This is a genomic window from Enterococcus sp. DIV1639a, from assembly GCF_050530445.1.
Classification (GTDB): domain Bacteria; phylum Bacillota; class Bacilli; order Lactobacillales; family Enterococcaceae; genus Enterococcus_B; species Enterococcus_B hirae.
Map to the genome: position 1 here is coordinate 1,337,182 of NZ_CP172886.1, position 21,615 is coordinate 1,358,796.

Sequence of the window (21,615 nt, forward strand, 5' to 3'; positions counted from 1 at the left end):
GAAACCGTTAGTTAAGATGAAAAAGGGGGATGTTTATGGCTAGTTATATTGAACCGATTCGCTTTGCACTTATTGTTTTTCCATTTTTGGCATTAGCGATTTCTTCGGTTTTTTTCATTTATGAATATCGAAAGTATGGAACGTTTATTTTTTCGAGAGCGGTTATCTTATATTCGTTTGTTTTTTATTTGTTATGTGCTTATTTTTTGATTATTTTACCGTTGCCTTCAAAAGAAGCCGTTGCTCAAATGACCGGACCTAAAATGGAATTACATTTATTTGCATCATGGGTCCATTTCCAAGAGAATACCGTCTTGGTTTTATCTGATCCAAGTACGTATTTACCAGCGATGCGACAAAGCGTTTTTTTAGAACCGGTATTTAATGTTTTGCTTTTATTACCTTTCGGGATCTATTTAAGATATTATTTTCGATTATCTTTTGTGAAAACCATCATTGCAAGTTTTTGTCTTTCCTTATTTTTTGAATTGACACAGTTAAGTGGGTTGTATTTTATTTATCCTCGACCTTATCGGCTATTTGATGTCAATGACTTATTGACGAATACGATCGGAGGAACGTTAGGGTACATTATGACACCAATCTTTACCTTCATGTTGCCTACGAGAGCAAGAATGGATGAAGTGTCATACGAAAAAGGGAAAACAGTTTCTCTAACGAGACGATTAGTTGCCTATCTCATTGATTGGGCTTTCTTATCGGTTTTATCCGTACTGATTGCTGTGACTCTTCAATTGTCTTTGAAAATAGGAGATATCACTTCAAGTAGTTGGTGGGTATTTTTAGAAGTCTTGCTTTATTTCATGGTCATACCATATGTAACAAACGGTCTCACTTTAGGTAAAAAAATCGTACGCATTCGTGTGGTTTCAGATAACGGAAAACGACTTTCTTTTAAAGCACTGTTTATCCGTTATGGGTATCTTTACTTTTTATTTTATGGGTTAGCTTGGCTTAGTCAGACGATCCAACATATCACTGACCATACGACAGGTGTATTACAGGTAAGCGGGATTTTTATTGTGTTGGGTGTTGCATTTGCACAGTTTATCTTCATGCTGAATCTTTTCTTGTCATTCCTTCGTAAGAAAAGAGTGCTGTTCTATGAAAAAGCCAGTCAAACACATACGATTAGTACCATTCAACCAAAAGGGAACTAGTGGATCGTGAGCGACTTTGAAAAGGATCAAGCAAATTGCTTGAGGATGTGGTATAATGCGAAAGTCGTGTAAAAAAGAAAGAGAAGAGGTGCTTACTTAAATGAGTAATTTTGAACAATTTCATTTTAAACCATATATAAATGAGGCGTTAGCAGAAAAAGGTTTTGCTCAACCAACTGAAGTACAAGAGCGTTTGATTCCTTTGATCGCTAAAGGAAAAAATATCATTGGTCAATCACAAACTGGTTCGGGCAAAACGCATACATTTTTATTGCCTTTATTTCAAAAAATCAATGCGGAAAAAGCCGAAGTACAAGTAGTAATCACTGCACCAAGTCGTGAACTAGCTACTCAAATTTATGATGCTGCTAGTCAGATCGCTAAATTTTCCGATCCAGAGATCCGAGTGACGAATTTTGTAGGTGGAACGGATAAGCAACGCCAATTGAGCCGCTTGAAACATCAACAACCACAGATCGTAGTGGGAACGCCAGGTAGAATCTTGGATATGATGAATGAACAAGCATTAAAAATCCATACAGCATTTGCATTTGTTGTAGATGAAGCAGATATGACACTGGACATGGGCTTCTTGAATGAAGTGGATCAAATTGCTAGTCGCTTGCCTGAAAAACTGCAATTTTTAGTTTTCTCAGCGACGATTCCTGAAAAATTACGACCATTTTTACGTAAATACATGGAAAATCCAATCATTGAAGAAATCAAACCGAAAGCAGTTATTTCAGAAGATATCGAGAATTGGCTGATCTCTACTAAAGGGAAAGATAAAAATCGAATGATCTACCAATTGTTAACAATTGGTCATCCTTACCTTGCAATTGTCTTTGCAAATACGAAACAACACGTGGATGAAATTGCTGATTATTTGAAAAATCAAGGCTTAAAAGTAGCCAAAATCCATGGAGATATCACTCCAAGAGAACGAAAACGGGTGATGCGCCAAGTTCAAAACTTAGAATATCAATACGTGGTTGCGACAGATCTAGCGGCACGTGGCATCGATATTGAAGGGGTTTCTCATGTGATCAATGCAGAAATTCCTGAAGACCTTGACTTCTTTATCCATCGAGTAGGTCGTACTGGACGTAATGGTTTAAAAGGAACTGCGATCACTTTGTACTCACCAAGTGATGAACAAACGATTGACAGTATTGAAAAAATTGGTGTCACATTTGAACCGATGGAAATCAAAAATGATGAAATCATCAAGACTTATGACCGCAATCGTCGGACGAAACGGGAAAAATCCAAAGATACACTGGATCCTACATTGATCGGCTTAGTGAAAAAGAAAAAGAAAAAAATCAAACCTGGATATAAAAAGAAAATCGATTGGGCAATTGCTGAAAAGAACAAAAAAGACCGTAAAATCGAACGCAGACAACAAACTAGAACTGCAAGAAAAAATAAGAAAAACTCCAATAAGTAAATCAATGACCAGACCCTTTAAAAGAGACGTCATGACTTCACGCTCAAAGACCAAAGGATTGCATGTCTTCTGCATTCCTTTGGTCTGTTTTTAAGTGTTCATTTAGCAGATAATCTAGTGATAATAGATCTTAAATCAATTCTTTTTGCATCCCTACGCAGGTAATCCCATCCTCGATAAAAGGATCTGTACAAGTCTCGTAACCTTGTTGCTGATAGAAACTAAGGGCAGTCATTTCTGCTACTAGGTAACTTGATAGCAAGCCTTCTTTTTTCGCTTTCTGTTCAGCTAAGGACAACAGCTGACGACCGAAACCTTGTTGGCGATAATTTTTGGCGACGCAAAAACGATCGGGGTTAAGACAAGTGGACGATTTTTTTTGATAACGTAATGTTGCAATTGGAACATTGTTTTCCATTAACAGAAAGTAGTTATCAGAAGTGTCCGTTTCGTCAAATTCTAATTCTGGCAAAATGCCTTGTTCCAGAACAAATACCTGATAACGAAGATAAAAACTCGCCCCTCTGATCCAGGACTTGTTTCCAAAATAAACTTGCATCATCGATTCTCCTTTTGATTAATAGGCGTAATTCAAGCTTAACAAAAAATATTCTAGAAAGAAATAAGAGTTGAAGGAAAAGAGCGGTTGACAGAATAAAATAGAATACGTATACTTGTAAAGTACGAAAAGGACATGGTTTGTTTAAGTCTGACTTACAGAAAATTCTTTCCAGGCTGAAAAAAGAATAGTCAAAAAAACAAATTGCTCCCTTTTTTATTGATAGAAATATCAACGCTACTCAGCGTTATCGAGTTCAAGAGGTAATGATCGAACATCATTGCAACCAAGGTGGTACCGCGAGTTTTCGTCCTTGGCTGTGAGGGTGTTTTTTTGTCGTTTAAAATAAAGAAAGAAGGTAATAAAATGAAACAATTAAGCAGTGCACAAGTTCGACAAATGTTTTTAGATTTCTTCCAATCAAAAGGACACACGATTGAACCTAGCGCATCATTAATTCCAGTCAACGATCCAACGCTTTTATGGATCAACTCAGGGGTTGCTACGTTAAAAAAATATTTTGACGGCTCTGTCGTACCAGAAAATCCACGCATCACAAACGCTCAAAAATCAATTCGTACGAATGACATTGAAAACGTAGGGAAGACAGCACGGCACCACACAATGTTTGAAATGCTTGGGAATTTTTCTATTGGTGATTATTTCAAAAATGAAGCAATCCATTGGGCATGGGAATTTTTAACAAGTCCTGAATGGATGGCATTTGATCCGGAAAAATTATATGTTACCGTTTATCCAAAAGACACAGAAGCAAAACGAATCTGGCATGAAGAAGTCGGCTTACCACTTGATCACATTGTAGATGTTGAAGATAATTTCTGGGATATTGGTGCGGGTCCTTGTGGTCCTGATACAGAAATCTTCTATGATCGAGGCGAAGCATACAATGATGTCGCAGAAGATGATCCAGAAAACTACCCTGGTGGAGAAAACGAACGCTATTTAGAAATTTGGAATCTAGTATTTTCTGAGTTCAACCATAAACCAGATCATACATTTGAACCTTTACCACATAAAAATATTGATACGGGCATGGGGCTGGAACGGATGGTTTCGATCGTTCAAGACGCACCAACAAACTTTGAAACAGACTTGTTCTTACCGATCATTCATGCGGTAGAAAAACTAAGTAACCAAGTAAAATATGGTGAAAACCCGACAACCGACATTTCTTATAAAGTAATTGCGGATCATATCCGAGCATTATCTTTTGCGATTGGAGATGGGGCGCTTCCTTCAAATGAAGGTCGTGGCTATGTTCTTCGTCGTTTATTACGCCGAGCAGTGATGCACGGGAAAAAATTAGGGATCGAAAAAGCTTTCTTATATGATCTTGTTCCAGTAGTTGGCGAAATCATGGTTAGCTATTATCCGGAAGTCCTTCAACAAAAAGAATTTATTGAAAAAGTAGTTCGTACCGAAGAAGAACGTTTCAATGAAACAATCAACGAAGGTCTTGAAATCTTGAATCAAGTGATCGCTGAAGTCAAAAAAGCAAATGGAACAACACTTGCTGGAAAAGATATCTTCAAATTATATGATACTTACGGTTTCCCAGTGGAGTTGACCGAAGAAGTGGCAGAAGATGAAGGCTTGAAAGTCGATCATGAAGGCTTTGAAAAAGAAATGGAAGCACAAAGACAACGTGCGCGTGCTGCTCGTAGTACAGAAAAATCAATGGGAGTCCAATCTGCCCTATTAACAGATATCAAAGTGGATAGTAAATTTATTGGCTATGATCAAGTTGAATCAGACAGCAAACTATTGGTGATTATCAAAGATGAAGAACTAGTGAGTGAATTGTCTGCTGGACAAGGTCAATTGATTTTTGATCAAACACCGTTTTATGCAGAAATGGGTGGACAAGTGGCTGATCAAGGTTGGATCATCAATGCCTCTGGAGAAACGGTTGCGACAGTTGTTGACGTTCAAAAAGCACCGAATGGACAATTTATGCACACCGTAGAAGTGCTTTCAACATTGACTGAAGGCGAAGTTTACCACTTGTTGATCGATGTACCGATGAGAAATCGCATTATCAAAAACCATACAGCGACTCACTTATTGCATAAAGCTTTAAAAGAAGTTTTAGGGGAACATGCAAACCAAGCTGGTTCTTTAGTTGCTCCTGGACATTTACGCTTTGACTTTACTCATTTTGGACAAATCACAGCTGATGAATTAGTAAAAATGGAACGAATCGTTAATGAGAAGATATGGGAAGCAATCCCAGTAGAAACCATCGAAACAGATATCGATACCGCTAAGAATATGGGGGCTATGGCTTTATTTGGTGAAAAATATGGTCAAGAAGTCCGTGTAGTGAACATTGGTGGATGGTCTATCGAACTTTGTGGTGGAACCCATGTAGCAAATACTGAAAATATTGGGATCTTTAAAATCGTTTCTGAATCAGGAATCGGTGCCGGTGTTCGTCGGATCGAAGCTGTAACAAGTAAAGAAGCTTATGAGTTATTGGAAGCAGAAGAAAAACAATTAAAAGAAGTTGCCACAATTGTCAAATCACCTCAATTAAAAGAGGTTGTATCAAAAACAGAACAATTACAACAACAACTAAAAGAACTACAAAAAGAAAATGAACAATTAGCAAGTAAACTAGCGAACCAACAAGCAGGCGATGTCTTTAAAAATGTGGAAACAGTTAGTGGTCATTCAATGATTACTGCACAAGTAAAAGTAAAAGATATGAACCAATTACGTCAATTAGCAGACCAATGGAAACAAAAAAACATTTCCGATATTCTTGTCTTGGCAAATGAACAAGACGGAAAAGTTAGTTTGTTAGTCGCTATGACGAAAGAAGCAAATGATGCTGGGCTAAAAGCTGGTGACTTGATCAAAGCAATTGCACCAAAAGTTGGTGGTGGCGGTGGTGGTCGCCCTGATATGGCGCAAGCAGGTGGGAAAAACCCTGCTGGTATCCCAGATGCTTTATCAGAAGCTAAAACATGGTTGTCTAATCAATAATCAACTTTAAATACTTTTCCAAATAAAATGGGAAAGCGTCGAATAGCTCAGATGATAATAACCTCCTTTTGAAACGGTATTTTATGTTTGGGAGAGAAAAAACTTATTTCAAGGAGCGAATACTTGACCTGGTTTTAGCAAAAAATTGGGAATAGAATGCTTTCATTGAAGCGAGTAAGCGGTCATTTTTTAAACAGCTTTTCATAGTTTAAACACTGATCGCTTATTGCTTAAGGAAGCACCGATAATACTATTTATTTTCATACGTGCTAAAGGGCTCAAGAACGACCTTTTTTGTTCAAGGAGCATTAAATCCTCCTATTTGTTAAAGAAAAGTTCTACCGAATTTGTTTGAAACGGAAATCCCGTTGACAAATTCGGTTTATTTTATGAGAACTGAATGCAACCAATCAGCATTTTCTTTGAGAGTAATTAATTGACAAAAAAGCAAAACCTTTTACGATTAGAACAAAAAGGAGGGGGTAAAATTGAATAGTAAAAATAAAACTTTTCGTTTAGTTTTACGAGCGATTTTATTAGCAATCATTATCGTTCAAGCAATGGTTCCATGGTTAGGGTTTATTCCTTTAGGATTTATTAGTTTGACGATTATTCACATAACAGTTATCGTTGCTGCGGTTGTATTAGGACCGAAAGACGGCATGGTCATTGGTTTGTTTTGGGGGATCGCCACGATCATTCGTGCTTACGCTATGCCTACGACCCCATTTGATACCCTCGTCTTTACCAATCCGATCATTTCAGTTGTTCCTAGAGTGTTAGTTGGCTTAGTTGCAGGAATCATTTTTCACTGGATTTATCAACGTTATCATTCTGTAGTCGTTGGTTCGGTTTTAGCAGGAGTATTTGGCTCACTCGTGAATACACTTTTAGTTCTAGGGTTTATGGGACTGTTTTATACTGGGGCAACTGCTGATGCGTATGGCGTAGATGCGGATCTATTATTTAAAACTTTGGCAGGAGTTGCCGCAATCAATGGGATTCCGGAAGCGATAGGTGCCGGAATCATTACGCCACTGATTGCTAAAGCGCTGTTTGCTGCAACGCCACTCAAACCAGAATAAAGAATAAAGGAAGCGAAAAAGTGTCAAAAGAACAAAAAACGATTAGTGGGCAAGAACGTACCAAAAAAGGTATTATAGCTGGAATCTTAGGTCTTATCTCAAATATGTTATTGTTTGTTGCGAAGTTTATGATCGGCCTTTTTTCTGGCAGTGTTTCGATCATGGCGGATGCTATCAATAGTTTATCCGATACAGCTTCATCTATTTTGACGCTTGTTGGGTTTAAGATTGCTGCAAAACCCGCAGACCAAGAACATCCATTTGGACATGAACGATTTGAATATATCAGTGGCTTATTTGTTTCAATCATCATTACGTATGTAGGGTTTCAATTTTTGGACGCTTCTATACGGAAAATTTTTCGGCCGGAACATTTAGTCCTGACACCGATCGTGTTTCTTGTCCTGATATTTTCGATTCTGTTAAAACTTTTACAAGGACGTATGTACACTAGATTTTCAAAAACAATTCAGTCAGAAGCACTAAAAGCGACAGCCAAAGATAGTTACAATGATGTATTCACGACGTTAGCTGTTTTAGTATCTGCAGGCATCGAAAGATTCACTGGCTGGCGTATTGATGGCTATGTTGGTTTTGTCTTAGCCGGGTACATTATTTTTAGTGGGATCATGATGTTACGTGATTTTGTCTATGAATTACTAGGTAGCCGTCCAACAGCTGAAGAAATCAAAACAATGGAAAAACAATTAAGTTCTTATAAATCGATTTTAGGTTTTCATGATCTGTTGGTTCATAATTATGGACCAAATAAAAAGTTTGCTTCTGTTCATATTGAAGTTGATGACAGTTTGAACTTGAATGAAGCACATAAAATCATTGATATTATCGAAAAAGACTTTAAAAAGACTTTGGATGTAGATTTAGTTTGTCATCTAGATCCGGTAGCAATCCATAATGAACAATACCGTAAGATATTGAAACAATTGAGACAAATTATCAAAGAGTTGGGGAAAGAGTTGAGGTTGCACGATTTACGGATCATACGTAAAGGGAAAGAGTTGCAATTCGATATTGTAGTTCCTCAGAATTTCAAGTTACCAGATGATGTTTTAGAAGAAAAGATTCGTCAAGCTATTGAGAAAAAGGTTGGTTCTTTTGAACTCGATATTACTTTTGATCACAATTATCTTCTCTATTAAATCAGAAACTTTAAAAAGACTTTTTAGTAAGTAGCTAAAAAGTCTTTTTTTTTATGGATTTAATTGTTTTTGAAGCGCTTGGCGTGCCAGATTATCCGCCCCTTTATTCTTACTCTCGGGAATCCATTGTAAGATGAGTAAATGGAACTGAGCGAGTAATTGTTGGATCTCATATAGAAGGGAAGAGAAACTTTCGTTGTTCGTGTGGTTTTTGTCGATTGTAGAAACAAGTACTTTGCTATCGGAATAACATAGAATTGTTTCATTGACCCAGCCTTTTTCCTTTAAAATTTCTAAAGTTTTTAAAAAGACTTCGAATTCAGCTTGATGATTGGAGCCATCCGAAAGTGGGACGGTAAGCTGTTCTTGTTTATTTTCATGGATAATTAAAATGCCTCCACCACTAGGTCCTGGATTGCCTTTTGTGGAAGCATCAATGTATACTTTGATCATAATAAGGAAGCTCTCCTTTTTATAAAAATAGTGTTATGCTATAATTATACCATTACAAATAGATGCGAGGTTAAAGAATGAAAAAAATAATTCGCTGGCAGCCGGAATGGGCGCAGACGATCATCTATTGGTCTTTATCTTTGATCATTTTATTTTTTAGTTTGATTTTATCACTTGAAAACACTAGACCCTATTGGAAAAGTAACTTAGTGATGGGGCTATTTTTAATTTTTCTTTTTCTTGGGTATCGTCGGTCATTTATTTTGAAAAACCATGCAATCAAAATTAAATATGCTGCTTTTTGGAAGGACCAAAATATCCCGCTACAAGATATTGACTCTGTAACACCGGTTAAAAGAGGTGTAAAGATTAAATATGTAGGGAAGGCTGAGCCAACCTTCTATCTGATGCGCAAAAAAAGTCAGACAGCTTTTTTGTCCTACTATTCTGAAGGTAAAGAGCAACAAAGCACTAACAACCAAGTAAATACAACTAGCTGATTGATTTTACTTGTTTAAACCAATTGATTCAGCAGATATAAAATAGCTGCGAGAAAAACATAACTATATATAACCTCTGAGAAAACAAGCCGAAGAATCCGAAGATCATTTTATGATCAGGGTGAGATTCTTCGGCTTGATTGTGTCTTGCTGACGTTTGTATGAACTTGACCTTAGAATAATGGATGATATGATGTTCGACCAGTAACTTTCGATAAAGTAATGGACACCTGACCATTCAACCAAGGGATATATAACTTAATAACATAAAGGATATTATAAAAAATTTGCACTAAATATTTTTTAAAGGAAAAAAAGAAGTAAGATAACATTTTTTCTAATTTATAATAAAACTTACAGAAAAAGTATAAGGAGAAAAACGGACGTGGAAATAAAAAAAATGTTTGAAGATCTCTACCGAATTTGGAAGAAAACAGGCATTCTCAAGAGAAGAGGTGCGAAGCTATCGAGACTATGGCGGAGAAACGGTAGGAAGATAGTGAGACTATGGCGGAGGAACGGTAGGAAGATAAAAGGAATATGGAAAACGAAAGGTACAAAACTACGGAGAATGCACTTGGAAAAGCTAAATAAAAGAAAGGAAAATGGCAAAAGAACACAGATGAAAAAAGCACAGACATCAAGAGTGAAACAAGGTAGTTCGAATAATAAACAAGAAATACGTTCGCTATCTGTCCGTGCAACAAATCAAGCGAGTTGGAAAAATGCGCAAATTTCAAGAAATTTAGCGAATCAGCAAAAGGGCTACTCCAGGAGTCAACAGACATCTATCACCTCAACGAGATGAATCTTTCTATGGGTTCACATAGTTTTGATGTCAATCGTTGGATTCAGTGTTTTGAGTAATTAGGAGTGATAAATGGTAGGCAATTTTTAAAAGAAAACAGCAAAACACAGGGTTATAACCTTCAGGACTTAAAAAATATCATGGCTGGGTTTGATTCGCAGGAAATAACTTCAGGAACCAGTTCAAGAAGATACATAAATGAACGAATCATAAATAGTGAAAGTGATCGTTGAAACTAGTTATTAGAAAAGCTCGGTAAAAAAATGGTATAAAAGCAATCAAAAAAGATTATCAACCAAGGCTATATAACAATCAAGCCCTTGCTCGGATTGTCGATTCTTTAAATCCGTTGTCTCGATTTAGAAAGATTCTTTTAAAATGGCAATTAATGTTGAAAAGAAAATAAACTGATGCGAAAGACATCATTCACTTGGAAATAAGTGAGAAGGATGCATAGATACAACGATAAGAAATAATAGCGAAGAAAAAAGAAAAGAAATTTGTAAAAAATATTAAAGCAAACGCTAGAAATCAAGTTTTCAATACAGTCGAGCAGTCTTTTTCAAATCATCTGATAAATTCGAGATAACCTTCTTTCGATAGGATTAGAAAACAAACAGAAATATGTATCTTTTTATTGAAAAGTGAGATTTTGTAATATTAGTGAACGTTGTACTGTATGGAAGAGACGCAGCATAAGTTGATTTTCTATCGTTCAAGCAATTATAAAATTATAAAAAAGCCGATACTTTGCAAAGAACATTTTGCGGAGTATCGGTCTTTCTTTAAATTGAATATTTTTGATGCAATCTCTTCTGTTTTGAAGAGAAGTTACTATTGTTGAAACTTTCTTATAAGATCATTTTTTTGACATGAGCGGCTTGTGCCCCACGGTTTCCTTCGATTATTTCAAATTCTACAGATTGATTTTCTTCAAGGGTTTTGAAACCTTCTTCTTCAATTGCAGTAAAATGGACGAATATTTCTTCTGTTTCATCATAACTAATAAATCCATATCCTTTTTTGTTGTCAAACCATTTCACAGTTCCTGTGGTCAAAGCTCTCACGACCTTTCTAAAGTCTGATCATAACTAACATTATAAAGAGTATTTATATATACGTCAATTAAATTAAAAAAGCAATCTTGCCTATTTTGTTTTAAAATAAAAAAAGGTATAATAGATATAACTGAACAAATTCTTTTGTTTTGGGTATAAAGTTCGTGTAAAGGGGTAATTTGATGAAGAGCGATCTACAAATATCACAAGAAACAGAGTTAAAACCGATTATTGAAATTGCGGAAAAATTGGATATCCAACAAGATGACCTGGAGCTTTACGGAAAATATAAAGCGAAAATCGATTTTTCCACCATCAAGAAATTAAAGAAAAAACCAGATGGTCACTTGATTTTAGTTACATCCATCAATCCTACACCAGCTGGAGAAGGTAAATCGACCATCACGGTAGGTCTTGGGGACGCATTGAATCAAATTGGTAAAAAAGCAGTGATTGCGTTAAGAGAACCTTCCCTTGGTCCAGTCATGGGAATCAAGGGTGGTGCTGCCGGCGGAGGCTATGCACAAGTATTACCAATGGAAGATATCAATTTACACTTTACTGGCGATATGCATGCGATTACGTCTGCTAATAATGCATTGTCTGCACTTTTGGACAATCATATCCATCAAGGGAATGAACTGAGAATCGATTCACGTCGTGTGATCTGGAAACGTGTCGTCGATTTGAATGATCGCGAACTGCGAAAAGTGATTGTTGGCTTGGGCGGTCCGATTCAAGGTGTGCCGAGAGAAGATGGCTTTGACATCACCGTAGCAAGTGAAATCATGGCGATTTTATGCTTAGCAACAGACATCGATGATTTAAAAGCTCGTTTAGCTCGAATTGTTGTCGGTTATACCTTTGATCAAAAGCCAGTGACAGCTGGTGATCTCAAAGCAGAAGGCGCATTGGCACTGCTATTAAAAGAAGCGATCAAACCAAACTTAGTACAAACGATTTATGGCACGCCAGCATTTGTCCATGGCGGTCCTTTTGCCAATATCGCTCACGGGTGTAATAGTGTTTTAGCTACCCAAACAGCTCTTAAATTAGGGGAGTATGTGGTGACTGAAGCTGGATTTGGTGCAGATCTAGGTGGAGAAAAATTCCTAGATATCAAAGTTCCAAATTTGAAAAAGGCGCCTGATACGATCGTGATCGTAGCAACAGTTCGTGCCTTGAAAATGCATGGCGGTGCAACTAAAGAAGAGTTGAAAACGGAAAATTTAGCAGCATTGGAAAAAGGATTCAGTAATTTAAAACGTCATATCCACAATATGGAAAAATACCATATCCCCGTAATTGTTGCGATCAACGAGTTCGTGACAGATACGGAAGCTGAATTTACTTTGTTAGAACGTCTTTGCGAAAATCAAGGGGTGATCGTAAAACGAGCAAGTGTTTGGGAGTATGGCGCAGACGGTGGAATTGAACTTGCCAAAGCGGTCGTTCGTGCGATTGATAGTCAGCAAGCAGATTATCAGCCCCTGTATCAACCGACAGCGACTATTGAAGAAAAAGTGGCAACGATCGTCCAAGAGATTTATGGTGGAACAGGTGTCAGCTTTAGTAAAAAAGCAAAAAAACAAATCGATGAGTTTGTCCTTAATGGTTGGGATAAACTGCCAATTTGTATGGCGAAAACCCAATATTCATTTTCTGACGATCCGACACTTTTAGGCGCTCCTGAAGGATTTACGATTACCATCAGAGAGTTCGTTCCCAAATTAGGGGCTGGGTTTATCGTTGCGCTAACAGGAGATGTCATGACTATGCCGGGACTTCCCAAAAAACCAGCTGCATTGAATATGGATGTTACCAGTGATGGGGAAGTACTGGGATTATTCTAAAAAAGAAAGAGGATAGGGTGCTTCATAAAAAAGCCATCTATCAAAAATGTTTAGTGAGAATACACAAAAAACGAGTAAATACCTAAAATTAGGTAAAGGCTCCCTTTCGATCAAAAAAAAGTATAAAGTCAGCTCTTGTATATGTTCATACAAGGGCTGACTTGTTTTTATACATATTGTGTTAGTCAACAAGTAAATAATGGCGGTTTCACGGTCGATTTTGAGTTCAAAACAGCTTTTTATGATAGCAATCATATGTCTAAAATAAAATGATTTATAATCATTGCGAAGAAAACGTTTTTTTAATACTAAAATAGGAGTGCAAATTTTTGAAAAAGTATTTATTTAGAACAATTTTGGTGTCTACGTCACTTTTGATTTTAGGAACTGCTGTAACTCCGTGTGTTCCAGTATTAGCCGATGAAACGAATAGTTCTGGCATAGCAATTTGTAGTGATGATGAGTACTATGTATTAGACGAACCATCGATTCAGACAAAAACTTGGTCACAACCTCAAAGTTGGCGTATTTCTAAAGGAAATCGTACATATTCGGGTACAGAAACCTACAATAGAAAAACCACATTATCAATTGGTGCAACGATCTTCGGAATGAATATTAAAATCGGGAACGAATACTCAGTAAACGGAAAATTCAAGAAGTATCGTCAAAATTCAAGAATAACGGTCACTTACCGAGTTTATCGTAAAGTAGACAATAAATATATTCGTACTCAAACTGCTACAGCAAATACACAATATATTGATTATGTAGCAATATGATACATAGGAATACTAAGAAACATTGGAAATTCATTCTTTGCTTGAGTTACTTTATTATTTATTTTATGATCCCAAATATAGGGATCCCAATCAAATATGATTTCATATTTGATTGGATTTCTTGGTTTCCGTTGATCCTAAGTTTTATGTTTTTGGTGTTGTTCCACCAGCTTCTCTATCAATCATTAGTAGAAATACAATGGCTGAAACTCATATTTATTGCAGTCTTTTGTATCGTTAGTATTATTGTCATTAATACTGCTTTGCCTGATACAAATAGCTTACCCCTAAATTCTTTAGCTAATAGTGAATTGAAAAAATATATAATAAGTGCTACAACGTACGGTGTATTTTTAGAAGAAATGATTTTTAGATTTAGTCTAATCAGCTTACATTCTGACAGGAAAACAAAGGCTTCTCTCCTCATAATCTCTTCATTCTTGTTTTCAATCGTACACGGAGGAAATTTCAACCTTTTTTTCTGCGGCGTTCTATTTGGATTCGTTTATATAAAAACTTCTAATGTGTGGTACGCCATATTGACCCATGTTTTTTATAATGGTGTGGGTATATTTCTTTTTTTATTCTTTACTTAGTTGTTGCAAAGCAATGAACGATAAAGTAGTTAAAGCAAGTGGAGATTTACAAAAAGTGAGGTTGAAAAAAATACTTCTAAACAGTAAAAAAGGATGACACAATTATTCATTACGGATAGTTGTGTCATCCTTTTATTTTCGATCGAACATTTTTAATGGATATATAAGGAGTGAAAACGATGTTACAAAAGATTTCTAATAGTTTTGCTGGTTGGCTACTTTTGCTGTACTCGCTGCATTTGAGCAAAAAATGTCTATAAATTAGTTAAATATAGGGAACTCAAACACTTTGAGACATCTACTTTCTTGTTCGGGTGTTTTACGGTATACTAAGAAAGCATCAGGAGGAGGGGCGTTATGGACGTACGAGTGACAAGACGAACAGGTTTTTATGGCATGGGTAGTCCGATCCAACTGCGAATCAATGGAAAGAAAAAAGGACTATTGAATCATAATCAATCGGTTTTACTTAAGTTAGAAGCACCTTTTACAATGCAAGTTTCGTTTTATTGGTTAAAAAGTCCAGTGTATACAATAACGCATCCGTCCAAAGGATACGTCATTACAATGAATCTCTTATTGTTACAGATTTATCCCTTTTTATTTTTAGGAAGTGGATTAAGCGCATTGTGGTTACACAATCTAATTTATAGTATGTTCGTGGTACTTGTAATGATTGGCTTCTTTTTTTTCATCAAAAACCAAGCCTATGTAATCAAGGAGGAGAAAGATGGCAAACTCTGATATTTTTTTAAGTAGTTTTAATCGGATCGAAAAATGGATGAGAGATGAAATGGGTAACGCCCGCAATATGGGATTTACTGAGTTAGTTCGGCGACTTGCCCAACGCAAAAAAGCAGTGATTCGTCAATATGAAGAAGATTTGCTTCAGCTGGCGCAGTTGCGAAATGCCATTGTTCACGATCGGATTGCTGTGGATTTTGTGATTGCTGAACCCAATGATTGGGCAGTCAATAAGATCCAGCAGATTGAAGAAGACTTGATTCGTCCAGCAAAGGTTTTACCTCGCTTTGCGAAACATGTCACAGGTTTTGAACGAGATCTTCCTTTACTTGATTTGTTAGGAACGGTTGCCAAAAAACGATACTCACAGTTTCCTTTGTATAATAAAGGGAAATTCGTAGCGCTTGTGACATTGCGGGTCATTGGTTTTTGGCTAGCAAAGGAAAGTCAAAAAGGGACCATTGATTTAACAGATAAAAAAGCGGCTGATTTGATTTTTAGTGATGGCAAATATACGAATTATCGTTTTGTAGCTGAACATACTTATGTTTATGAAGTGGAAACAATGTTTCGGGAACAAGGAACTCTAGAAGCAGTCCTGATTACCAAAGATGGTCATCCTGACGGCAACTTACTGGGGATCATTAGACCTAGAGATATTTATCAACAAATAGAAAAGGAATGATTTTTTGTTAGCAATTTATTTTATGATCAGTGGATTATTAGTGGCTCTTGATCAGTGGGTCAAATGGTGGATCGTCAATGATTTATCTTTAGGCGAAACGAAGACATTGATTCCAGGCGTCTTATCGTTGAATCATATACGCAATACTGGGGCAGCTTGGAGTATGCTTGAAGGGAAGATGTGGTTTTTCGTCATAATCACAGTGATTGCTGTCATTGTTGTCGTGACATTGATGGTCAAGAATCGCAAACAGGGCAATCGATGGTTGCTGACAGGGTTAAGTTTTATTTTAGCAGGAGCTATTGGGAATTTTATTGATCGTGTAAGACTGGGATATGTCGTCGATATGTTCCAAACAGATTTTATGAATTTTCCGATCTTCAATGTAGCTGATATGACACTTGTTTGTGGTGTGATTCTTATTTTGATATATATTATTTTAGATGAAAAGGAACAAGGGAAAAAATGACAGAATTAAACGCAACGATTCAAACAGAAACAGGACGAATCGATAAAGTACTCACAGGTTTATTCAACGATTATAGTCGTTCACAAATCCAGCTTTGGCTCAAAGATGGTGCCGTTTCGGTCAACGGACAAGTGGTGAAAGCAAATTATAAAGTGAAGAAAAATGATGAAATCGTGATCGCTGTGCCAGAACCAGAGACCCTTTCAATTGAAGCAGAAGACATTCCATTAGAAATCGTTTATGAAGACGAAGCGGTTGCTGTTGTCAACAAACCACAAGGCATGGTCGTCCATCCTTCAGCAGGTCATCCGAATGGTACGATGGTCAATGCTTTAATGTATCATGTAAAAGACCTTTCGTCGATCAATGGTGTGATCCGTCCAGGGATCGTCCATCGAATCGATAAAGATACTTCAGGTTTGTTGATGGTAGCGAAAAATGATTTAGCACATGAATCTTTGGCCAAGCAATTAAAAGATAAAACTTCTTTACGTAAATACGTAGCGTTAGTCCATGGAGTGATTCCTCATGAAAAAGGAACGATCAACGCACCGATCGGTCGATCAAAAGTGAACCGTAAAATGCAGGCAGTCAGAGAAGATGGCAAACCAGCCGTGACCCATTTTAATGTCTTGGAACGATTCAATGATTTTACGTTGGTGGAGTTGACGTTAGAAACAGGTAGGACCCATCAGATCCGTGTGCATATGAAATATATAGGCTATCCTTTAGCTGGAGACCCAGTTTACGGACCAAGTAAGACATTGAAAGGAAATGGACAATTTCTTCATGCGAAGCTCTTAGGCTTTACCCATCCAATCACAGGTCAGGAAATGGTCTTTGAAGCACCGCTTCCTACAATCTTTGAAAAAACTTTAGAAAAACTAAGGAAAAGTGTTGCATTTTGATTTAGATAACGGTATAGTATTTAACAACGAAAGCATAAAAACTTCATATCAGTTCCTTTAAGTTTAGTCCCGTGAGGCTAAGAAGGGTGTGGGTAAGAGAGCTATGGTGCGCCATAACATCGATTACTCAATGACGTAGTATAACTATCAGTGTATCTAAATGTACACTCAGTCTAGACATTCCTCCTGTCCTCTTAGGGCAGGAGTTTTTTTGTGTATAAAAAAGGAGGAAACAAACATGCAAGCAAAAGAAGTTGTGGATCAATTAACCATGAAGCGGGCATTGACACGTATCACGTATGAAATCATTGAAAGAAATCAGACGATTCAAGATGTTGTCTTAATTGGGATAAAAACAAGAGGGATTTACATCGCATCAAGAGTTGCCGATCGTTTGAAGCAACTTGAAGGCATCGAAGTTCCGGTCGGAGAGCTGGATATCACATTGTATCGTGATGATAAAAAAGAAACACCAGCTGAAGCAGAACTTCATTCTTCAGATATTCCCGTTTCACTAGAAGGAAAAGAAGTGATTTTGATCGATGACGTCCTTTACACTGGACGAACGATTCGAGCAGCGATGGACGCAGTAATGGACTATGGTCGTCCTAGAAAAATTTCTCTGGCTGTCTTAGTAGACAGGGGACATCGAGAGTTACCGATTCGAGCAGACTATGTTGGGAAAAACATTCCCACAGCAAAAACAGAAGAAATCTTAGTCGAAATGCAAGAACTTGACGGCAAAGATCGAATCATGATTTTGAAAGAGGAAGAATAGAGGAGCAATTGATATGTCAGAACAGAAAAAATTCCATAATCACGATGCGGTTTTAGATATCCACGATCGCCCAAAAACAGGACATTGGATCGGCTTAAGTTTACAACATCTCTTTACGATGTTTGGTGCTACTGTACTTGTGCCGATTTTAGTGGGGATCGATCCAGGGATTGCCTTAGTCAGCTCAGGATTAGGAACATTAGTTTATCTTTTTACTACTAAAGGAAAGATTCCAGCCTACTTGGGTAGTAGCTTTGCCTTTATCGCAGCTATGCAAATGCTGATGAAGACTGACGGATACCCAGCGATCGCCCAAGGAGCCGTAACGACTGGTCTGGTTTACTTGATCGTCGCATGGATCATCAAAAAGATCGGTTCAGCTTGGTTGGACAAAATTTTACCACCGATTGTCGTTGGTCCCGTGATCATGGTCATCGGCTTAGGGTTAGCAGCGAATGCTGCAACGAACGCAATGTATAACCAAGGCAACTATGATTTTAAATATATAGCCGTGGCACTGATCACTTTAGCATTGACGATTTTCTTCAACATGTGGCTAAAAGGATTTTTAGGACTTATTCCAATTTTGTTAGGGATCATTTGCGGCTACCTCGTTGCTTTACTCTTCGGAATCGTCGATACAAAGCCGATCGCTGATGCTGCTTGGTTCGCTTTGCCAAACTTCGAGATTCCATTTGTTCAATATGAACCGAAGCTTTACTTAGGGGCAATTACGACGATGGCACCTATCGCTTTCGTTACGATGACGGAACACATTGGACATTTGATGGTCTTGAATAAATTAACCAAACGTAATTTCTTTGAAGAGCCAGGTTTACACAAAACATTGATGGGAGATGGCTTAGCGCAGATCGTTGCAGCTTTCGTCGGTGGTCCTCCAGTTACAAGTTATGGGGAAAATATCGGTGTGTTAGCAATCACTCGTGTACACAGCGTATTCGTCATCGGTGGTGCAGCAGTCTTCGCTGTGATTTTAGGATTTGTGGGCAAATTAAGCGCTTTGATCTTAAGTATCCCCGGACCCGTAATTTCCGGAATCAGCTTTATCTTGTTCGGAGTGATCGCAGCGAGTGGAATGAAGATTTTGATCGAAAATAAAATCGATTTTGATAAAAAGAAAAATCTGTTGATTGCTTCAGTGATCTTAGTGGTCGGAATCGGAGGCTTGGTTTTTGAAGTAGGCACCTTCACGTTATCAGCAATGGCTTTAGCAACTGTACTTGGTATCATTCTGAATCTTATCTTACCCGAAACTTCACGTAGCGAAGAAAACTAAGGAGGAACTATCATGATCATCAAATCAGAACGCATTAGTTTAAAACATTTATTGACAGTGGAAGCTTTAACGGATCAAGAAGTCATGGGCTTGATCCGTCGAGGTCAAGAGTTTAAACAAGGAGCAAACTGGACACCACAAAAACCGCAATACTTTGCGACGAATCTGTTTTTTGAAAATAGTACTCGTACGCATAAGAGCTTTGATGTAGCCGAAAAGAAACTAGGCTTAGAAGTGATTGAATTTGAAGCGAGTACGAGTTCTGTACAAAAAGGGGAAACCCTTTATGATACGGTCTTGACGATGTCTGCGCTCGGTGTGGATGTTGCAGTAATCCGCCATGGAGATGAAAATTACTATGATGAATTGATCCAAAGTAAAACGATCCAATGCTCGATTATCAATGGTGGTGACGGAAGTGGCCAACATCCAACACAATGCTTACTTGATTTGATGACGATCTACGAAGAATTTGGTTACTTTGAGGGATTGAAAGTAGCGATCGTCGGGGATATCACACACTCACGAGTAGCAAAATCAAACATGCAAATGCTGAAACGATTAGGAGCACAAGTCTTCTTTTCAGGTCCACGTGAATGGTACGATGAAGAATTTGAAGTCTATGGGCACTATCTGCCATTAGATGAATTATTAGAACAAGTGGATGTCATGATGATGCTTCGCGTACAACATGAACGTCATGATGGGAAAGAAAGTTTTTCAAAAGAAGCCTATCACCAAGAGTATGGATTAACAGTCGAACGTGCGAAGAAATTACAAAAGCATGCGATCATCATGCACCCAGCGCCAGTCAATCGTGATGTCGAATTAGCTGACTCCCTTGTGGAAGGACTACAATCACGAATCGTACAGCAAATGAGCAATGGCGTCTTTGTTAGAATGGCGATCTTAGAAGCAGTACTAAACGGAAAAGCGTAAAGCTAGGAGGAAGAAAAGATGAAAACACTCATTAAAAACGGTCAAATCAATACACGAAAGAATGAAACAACACCTGCAGAAATTTGGATCGAAAACGGAAAAATCAAAGCAATCGGCGAAGGATTTTCCGAGGCTGAATTTGATGAAGTGTTTGATGCCAAAGGACAACTGATCACACCTGGTTTAGTGGACGTCCATGTCCATTTAAGAGAGCCAGGATTTACATACAAGGAGACGATTGCAGCTGGTACTAAAGCAGCGGCAAGAGGCGGCTTTACAACTGTTTGTGCCATGCCTAATCTGAACCCTGTACCTGATACCCCGGAAAAATTAGAACAGGTCTATTACTTGATCAAACGAGATGCAGTGGTCAAAGTCTTGCAATATGCACCGATCACTGAAAATCTTCGAAGTGAAGTCTTAGTGGATCAAGAAGCGATGATTAAAGCAGGAGCATTTGCATTTACGAATGATGGCGTGGGTGTTCAGACCGCAGGAACGATGTATCAAGCCATGAAAGAAGCAGCAAAAAATAACAAAGCACTGGTAGCACATACGGAAGATGAATCATTACTATTCGGTGGAGTGATGCATGCTGGTGATAAAGCAAAAGAACTAGGTTTGCCAGGTATTTTAAGTGTAACTGAATCCTCACAAATCGCACGGGATCTCCTTTTAGCTGAAGCAACAGGTGTGCACTATCACGTCTGTCACGTTTCTACCAAGGAAAGCGTGCGGGTCATTCGTGATGCCAAAAAAGCGGGTATCCACGTTACAGCAGAGGTTTCTCCCCATCATTTGATCTTGATTGATGAAGATATCCCCGAAGACTTCGGCTTTTGGAAAATGAACCCACCATTAAGAGGCAAAGAAGATCGAGAAGCATTAATCGAAGGACTTCTTGATGGAACGATTGATTGTATTGCGACTGACCATGCGCCGCACGGATTAGAAGAAAAAAGCAAAAGTTTCTTAGAAGCGCCATTTGGGATCGTAGGAAGTGAGACAGCTTTCCAACTGATTTATACGCACTTTGTTGAAACCAATCGTTTCACACTCGAACAAGTGATCAACTGGATGGCTACCAAGCCAGCGGAAATCTTCCAGTTAGAGGCTGGGACATTGACAGTTGGGGCACCTGCTGACGTAGCTGTTTTCGATATTGAACACTCAAGTACAATCGATAAGAAAGATTTCTTATCAAAAGGCGAAAACACACCTTTTGTTGGATGGAACGTCAAGGGCGAAACATTAGGAACATTCGTTGATGGAAAATTGGCGTGGCACAAAGGGGAGTGAAG

General features: G+C 37.8%; 21 protein-coding genes. 18 read left to right on the forward strand and 3 right to left on the reverse strand.

All coding sequences use genetic code 11. From position 1 onward, the window contains the following. Positions 1–35 precede the first annotated feature (35 nt). Together IGJ32_RS06045 and IGJ32_RS06050 are read left to right on the forward strand one after the other, a co-directional pair. The gene (locus IGJ32_RS06045) at positions 36–1,181 is read left to right on the forward strand and encodes a VanZ family protein (RefSeq protein ID WP_342081697.1); all 1,146 of its coding nucleotides are present in this window, start codon (positions 36–38) and stop codon (positions 1,179–1,181) included. 100 nt (positions 1,182–1,281) lie between these two features. Continuing rightward, positions 1,282–2,631 (forward strand): DEAD/DEAH box helicase, encoded by a 1,350-nt coding sequence (locus IGJ32_RS06050; protein ID WP_034697842.1) that lies wholly within the window; start codon positions 1,282–1,284, stop codon positions 2,629–2,631. 130 nt (positions 2,632–2,761) lie between these two features. On the opposite strand, the gene IGJ32_RS06055 is transcribed toward IGJ32_RS06050, so the two are convergent. After that, positions 2,762–3,190, reverse strand: coding sequence for a GNAT family N-acetyltransferase (locus tag IGJ32_RS06055; RefSeq protein WP_014834680.1), 429 nt, complete (start codon positions 3,188–3,190; stop codon positions 2,762–2,764). A 366-nt stretch (positions 3,191–3,556) separates the two neighbouring features. Between IGJ32_RS06055 and alaS the strand changes: the two genes are divergently transcribed. The 3 genes from alaS to IGJ32_RS06070 all read left to right on the forward strand — a co-directional run bounded on the left by alaS (position 3,557) and on the right by IGJ32_RS06070 (position 8,444). Next, positions 3,557–6,199 (forward strand): alanine--tRNA ligase, encoded by a 2,643-nt coding sequence (gene alaS, locus IGJ32_RS06060; protein WP_178305987.1) that lies wholly within the window; start codon positions 3,557–3,559, stop codon positions 6,197–6,199. 488 nt (positions 6,200–6,687) lie between these two features. Continuing rightward, complete coding sequence (locus IGJ32_RS06065; RefSeq protein WP_010737525.1) at positions 6,688–7,284, forward strand: ECF transporter S component; 597 nt, start codon at positions 6,688–6,690, stop codon at positions 7,282–7,284. Between the two features lie 20 nt (positions 7,285–7,304). Then, positions 7,305–8,444: a cation diffusion facilitator family transporter gene (locus IGJ32_RS06070; protein WP_342081698.1), complete on the forward strand. Its 1,140-nt coding sequence runs from the start codon at positions 7,305–7,307 to the stop codon at positions 8,442–8,444. Positions 8,445–8,495: 51 nt separating this feature from the next. Here the strand turns inward: IGJ32_RS06070 and IGJ32_RS06075 are convergent, their stop codons facing one another. After that, positions 8,496–8,897 (reverse strand): ribonuclease HI family protein, encoded by a 402-nt coding sequence (locus tag IGJ32_RS06075; RefSeq protein WP_010719229.1) that lies wholly within the window; start codon positions 8,895–8,897, stop codon positions 8,496–8,498. A 77-nt stretch (positions 8,898–8,974) separates the two neighbouring features. Here IGJ32_RS06075 and IGJ32_RS06080 point away from each other — a divergent pair, with 77 nt between their 5' ends. After that, positions 8,975–9,397, forward strand: a complete 423-nt coding sequence (locus IGJ32_RS06080) for an EbsA family protein (RefSeq protein ID WP_034697854.1) — start codon at positions 8,975–8,977, stop codon at positions 9,395–9,397. A 577-nt stretch (positions 9,398–9,974) separates the two neighbouring features. Next, positions 9,975–10,205, forward strand: a complete 231-nt coding sequence (locus IGJ32_RS06085) for a hypothetical protein (RefSeq protein ID WP_228011854.1) — start codon at positions 9,975–9,977, stop codon at positions 10,203–10,205. A gap of 851 nt (positions 10,206–11,056) precedes the next feature. Here the strand turns inward: IGJ32_RS06085 and IGJ32_RS06090 are convergent. Then, the gene (locus IGJ32_RS06090; protein ID WP_010719225.1) at positions 11,057–11,263 is read right to left on the reverse strand and encodes a cold-shock protein; all 207 of its coding nucleotides are present in this window, start codon (positions 11,261–11,263) and stop codon (positions 11,057–11,059) included. Positions 11,264–11,445: 182 nt separating this feature from the next. On the opposite strand from IGJ32_RS06090, the gene IGJ32_RS06095 reads away from it, so the two are divergent. From IGJ32_RS06095 to IGJ32_RS06145, 11 genes are all read left to right on the forward strand, one after another. Beyond that, positions 11,446–13,116 carry a formate--tetrahydrofolate ligase gene (locus tag IGJ32_RS06095; protein ID WP_342081699.1) on the forward strand — a complete coding sequence of 557 codons (1,671 nt, stop codon included), beginning with the start codon at positions 11,446–11,448 and terminating at the stop codon, positions 13,114–13,116. A 329-nt stretch (positions 13,117–13,445) separates the two neighbouring features. Beyond that, positions 13,446–13,898, forward strand: coding sequence for an LMxysn_1693 family intestinal colonization protein (locus IGJ32_RS06100; protein WP_373168830.1), 453 nt, complete (start codon positions 13,446–13,448; stop codon positions 13,896–13,898). Between the two features lie 362 nt (positions 13,899–14,260). Further along, complete coding sequence (locus IGJ32_RS06105) at positions 14,261–14,494, forward strand: CPBP family intramembrane glutamic endopeptidase (RefSeq protein WP_229060502.1); 234 nt, start codon at positions 14,261–14,263, stop codon at positions 14,492–14,494. 357 nt (positions 14,495–14,851) lie between these two features. Beyond that, the gene (locus IGJ32_RS06110) at positions 14,852–15,238 is read left to right on the forward strand and encodes a hypothetical protein (protein WP_207428065.1); all 387 of its coding nucleotides are present in this window, start codon (positions 14,852–14,854) and stop codon (positions 15,236–15,238) included. Continuing rightward, positions 15,225–15,923 (forward strand): CBS domain-containing protein, encoded by a 699-nt coding sequence (locus IGJ32_RS06115; protein WP_010719220.1) that lies wholly within the window; start codon positions 15,225–15,227, stop codon positions 15,921–15,923. The genes IGJ32_RS06110 and IGJ32_RS06115 overlap by 14 nt, the downstream gene beginning before the upstream one ends. Before the next feature lie 4 nt (positions 15,924–15,927). Beyond that, entirely contained in the window at positions 15,928–16,392 is a 465-nt protein-coding gene (lspA, locus tag IGJ32_RS06120; protein ID WP_010737534.1) for a signal peptidase II, read from the forward strand. After that, complete coding sequence (locus tag IGJ32_RS06125) at positions 16,389–17,300, forward strand: RluA family pseudouridine synthase (RefSeq protein ID WP_010719218.1); 912 nt, start codon at positions 16,389–16,391, stop codon at positions 17,298–17,300. The genes lspA and IGJ32_RS06125 overlap by 4 nt, the downstream gene beginning before the upstream one ends. Positions 17,301–17,538: 238 nt before the next feature. Beyond that, positions 17,539–18,078, forward strand: a complete 540-nt coding sequence (pyrR, locus tag IGJ32_RS06130; RefSeq protein WP_342081701.1) for a bifunctional pyr operon transcriptional regulator/uracil phosphoribosyltransferase PyrR — start codon at positions 17,539–17,541, stop codon at positions 18,076–18,078. Between the two features lie 13 nt (positions 18,079–18,091). Continuing rightward, positions 18,092–19,375, forward strand: coding sequence for a solute carrier family 23 protein (locus IGJ32_RS06135; protein ID WP_053766058.1), 1,284 nt, complete (start codon positions 18,092–18,094; stop codon positions 19,373–19,375). A gap of 12 nt (positions 19,376–19,387) precedes the next feature. Further along, entirely contained in the window at positions 19,388–20,314 is a 927-nt protein-coding gene (locus IGJ32_RS06140) for an aspartate carbamoyltransferase catalytic subunit (RefSeq protein ID WP_010719215.1), read from the forward strand. A gap of 18 nt (positions 20,315–20,332) precedes the next feature. Then, positions 20,333–21,613, forward strand: a complete 1,281-nt coding sequence (locus IGJ32_RS06145) for a dihydroorotase (protein WP_342081702.1) — start codon at positions 20,333–20,335, stop codon at positions 21,611–21,613. Positions 21,614–21,615 lie beyond the last annotated feature (2 nt).